The sequence below is a fragment of the Actinotalea ferrariae genome, assembly GCF_019733465.1.
GTDB lineage: Bacteria > Actinomycetota > Actinomycetes > Actinomycetales > Cellulomonadaceae > Actinotalea > Actinotalea ferrariae_A.
On sequence record NZ_JACVQL010000336.1, the window covers coordinates 1 to 3,780 of the forward strand.

General features: G+C 78.1%; 3 protein-coding genes. All 3 read right to left on the minus strand.

Annotated elements, in window-relative coordinates; all coding sequences use genetic code 11:
• Positions 1 to 724: glycosyltransferase family 2 protein (locus ICW40_RS19220; protein ID WP_221655595.1), on the minus strand; the 724-nt coding region annotated here is incomplete at its 3' end.
• 102 nt (positions 725 to 826) lie between these two features.
• Positions 827 to 2,389: an FAD-dependent oxidoreductase gene (locus ICW40_RS19225; protein ID WP_221655596.1), complete on the minus strand. Its 1,563-nt coding sequence runs from the start codon at positions 2,387 to 2,389 to the stop codon at positions 827 to 829.
• Positions 2,389 to 3,780: molybdopterin oxidoreductase family protein (locus tag ICW40_RS19230; protein WP_221655597.1), on the minus strand; the 1,392-nt coding region annotated here is incomplete at its 5' end. The genes ICW40_RS19225 and ICW40_RS19230, both read right to left, overlap by 1 nt.

Consider the following 3,780-nt stretch of genomic DNA (forward strand, 5'->3'; position numbering starts at 1 on the left):
TCGCGGGACCGGCCGCGAGCGCCGCGCGCACGCGGCGCGCGACCTCCGCCCACGGCAGGCGCAGCACCGCGGTGAGGACCGCCGAGCGCGTGACCGCGCGCACGCGCCGCTCGGGCGAGTGGCGTACGGGCGAGGGGTGGTGGTGCACGACGACGTCGTCGGCGTAGACGATCGCGCGCCCGCGGGCCGCGAGGTCGAGCGCGACGCGCTCCTCCTCGCCCGGGAAGCGCACGACGTCGTCAAAGCCGCCGACGGCGAGCAGGTCCACCCGGCGCACCATGGCGCCGCACGCGACGAAGCCGAGCAGGCGCGGGCGGCCGTCGTGACGCAGCGGCGACGCGGCGAGGACGTCGCAGAACGGGTCCGGGCGCTCGTCGGCGCCGACGAGGATGCGGGCCGCGACGAGCGCGACGGCCGGGTCCCGGTCCATGAGGTCCGCCGCGGGCTTCAGGGAGCCAGGCGCCCACCACGAGTCGTCGTCGGCGAAGGCCACGTACGGGGTCCGCGCGACGCGGGCGGCGAGCGTCCGGGCGTGGGCGCCGACGTTGCGCCCGACCTCGAGCACCTCGACCCACGGGTGCGCGCGCCGCACGGCCGGGACCGATCCGTCCGTCGAGCCGTTGTCCGCGAGGACCACGGGCGCACGGTGCTCGGCGATGCTCGCGACGAGCTCCTCGCGCCGGTCGCGGCTCGCGATGACGACCGTGACGCGCGGGTCCTCCACGAAGGGAACGGGGGCGCGCGGCGGCGTCGGCGACGTCGGCGGCGGGGTCGGTTTCACCCTGTCTGTCCTACCGTGCGCCGCGGTCGCCGTCCTGTCGAACGATCAAGGCGTGAGAACCGCGCTGCCCGCCTGCTCGGGGCTGACGGTCCGCTCGGGTGCCGGGCCGTCCGCGCCGTCCGGGCCGTCCGGGGTGGCCGCGGGCGGGTCGCTGCGCCGCAGCCAGTCGACGATCCCGCAGACGGCGTCGGTGCAGCCACCGCAGCCCGTGGTCGCGCGCGTGCTCCGCGCGACGTCCTCGACCGACGTCGCGCCGTGCCGCCAGCACGCGACGACGTCGCCCTTCGTCACGCCGTTGCAGCGGCAGACCGTCGCGCGGTCGGGCATGAGCGTGGGCGACGGCTCGTCCCCCTCGGACCGGGACCCCCGGACGGGGCGGAGCAGCAGCTGGGCCGGGTCACGCGGAGCCGGCGTGCGGCGCGTGTAGGCCGCCACGAGGTCGGCTGCGACGGGGCCCGCACCGACGGCCGTCGCGCCGACGACGACGCCGTCCTGGACCACGACCTCGACGTGCCGGCCCGTCTCGGGGTCGCTGAGCCGGACCGACCGACCGCTACCCTGACGCCCGCCGCCCGGACCGCACACCCCCATCGCGACGACCTCGAGACCGGCGGCCTTGAGCCGCACCACGTCGGTGCCGTGCACGGGCGCGGCCTCCCGGGCCGCGCCGCCGCGTCCTCCCGCCCGGGCGCGGAGCAGGTCGGCGAGACGGCGCGCCTGGTCCCAGCCCTGCGCGATGAGGCCCGTCGCGCCGTCGGGCGGCTCGGCGCAGTCGCCGACGGCGAACACGGCGGGGTCGGACGTCACGCCGTCCGCGTCCACCACGACGCCGCGCCGCACCTCCAGCCCCGCGGCCGCGGCGAGCCCTGTCTCGGGCAGGGTCCCCGTCGTGAGCACGAGCAGGTCCGCGGGCAGCACCTCGCCGTCCTCCGTCGCGTCCGCCCCGCGCGCGGCGAGACGGACGCCGCGGACGTGGCGGTCGGCCACGACCACCTCGCGGGTCACGGCGCCGGTCCGGTGCTCGATGCGGAGGCGGTCGAGCCCGTGCACCACCGCTGCCGCCGCGTCGGCGTCGAGCTGTCGGTCCATGAGGTGCGCGCCGCCGTGGACGACGGTCACGTGCAGCCCGCGGCGCGCGAGCCCGCACGCCGCCTCGAGCCCGAGCACGCCGCCGCCCACGACGACCGCTCGTCGCGCGTTGGTGGTCGCCGCGACGATCTCGCGCGCGTCGTCGAGGGTGCGCAGGGCGTGCGCGCCCGCCGGCAGGGGAGCGAGCCCGGGGACCTCGGGGATGCGGGCGCGCGCACCCGTGGCCAGGACGAGCACGTCGTAGGCGTGCGCGTCGCCGGCGTCGTCGAGCACGAGCCGCGCGTCCCGGTCGATCGCGAGCGCCGTCCGGCCCGTGCGGACGGTCGCGGCGGAGCCGCCCGGCCGTGGCAGCGTGATCGCCGCGACGTCGACCTTGCCCGCGACCACCTCGCTGAGCAGCACGCGGTTGTACGGCTCGTACGGCTCCGACCCGAGGACGGTCACGTCGAGGCCCGCGCCGTCGAGCTCCTCGACGAGGCGCGAGCCGACCATGCCGTTGCCGACCACCAGGACGCGCATCAGACCCCCACCCGGTCGTCCGGTGCGTGCGCCGCCCACCCACGCACCGCCTCGTCGTGACGTGCCGGTGCGCCGAGGGTCGCCGCGTGCGGCCCTGCCGGGGCACCCATCGCGCCCCCGGCGGCGCGCACCTGCACGGCCGACACCTTGAACTCCGGCATCCCCGAGACGGGGTCGGTCGCGTCGGTGGTCAGGCGGTTGGCGCTCCCCGGCCCGGCCCAGTGGAACGGCATGAAGACGGTGTCCGGGCGCGCGCCGGCCGTCACGTGCCCGACGGCGATCGCCGTGCCCCGTGCGGACGTGACCTCGACGAGCTCGCCGTCGGCGACCCCGATGCGCTCGGCCAGCAGCGGGTGCAGCTCGACGAACGGCTCGGGCTGCGCGGTCGCGAGCGCCGGGACGCGCCGGGTCTGGGCGCCTGACTGGTAGTGCTGCAGCACGCGCCCCGTGACGAGCCACAGGGGTGCGGCGGGACTCAGCCGGTCCGAGGGGCCGCGGTGGTCGACGGCGACCATGCGCGCCCGCCCGTCCGGCGTCGGGAAGGCGTCGAGGAACAGCCGCGGGGTCCCGGGGTGCGGCGCCGTGCCGGCGGGCACGGCCGGGACGGGCCAGTGCAGCGCCTCACCGGCCGCCTCGGCGGCGTCGACCCGGGCATGGGACAGACCGCTGTAGTCGGCCGGGCCGCCGGCGCTCGCACGCGCGAGCTCGTCGAACACCTCGGCCGGGTCCGTGGGGAAGCCGCGCGTGACCCCGAGGCGCGCGGCGAGGTCGTGCAGCACCTCGAGCTCGGAGCGCACGCCCGGCGGCGGCGGCAGCGCGCGTCGCCGCCGCAGCACGCGCCCCTCGAGCGACGTCGTCGTGCCCTCCTCCTCGGCCCACTGGGTGACGGGCAGCACGACGTCGGCCAGGAGCGCCGTCTCGGACGGCACGAGGTCGCAGACCACGAGCAGGTCGAGCGCCGCGAGTCGCTCGCGCACGCGGTCGGCGTCGGGCGAGGAGACGACGAGGTTGCAGCCGTGGACCAGCAGCGCGCGCACGTCCTCGCCGCACCGGCGCAGCAGCTCAACCGCGGGTACGCCCGGTCCCGGGATGCTCGCCTCGTCGACCTCCCACACGGCGGCGACGTGCGCGCGGGCGGCGGGGTCGTCGATGCGGCGGTAGCCCGGCAGCTGGTCCGACTTCTGCCCGTGCTCGCGCCCGCCCTGACCGTTGCCCTGGCCGGTGATCGCGCCGTACCCGCTGCCCACGCGTCCCGGCAGGCCGAGCGCGAGCGCGAGGTCGATCGCGGCCGTCACGGTGGCCGTGCCCTGCGTGCTCTGCTCGACGCCGCGTCCGGTCAGCACGTAGGCGCCGGCGCCGCCGCGCGACGGCGAGGCGGCCGCGAGCCGGCG

Excerpts from the sequence above, each read along its gene's own strand:
- ICW40_RS19225 (WP_221655596.1), bottom strand. The coding sequence starts at position 2,389 with ATGCGCGTCCTGGTGGTCGGCAACGGCATGGTCGGCTCGCGCCTCGTC.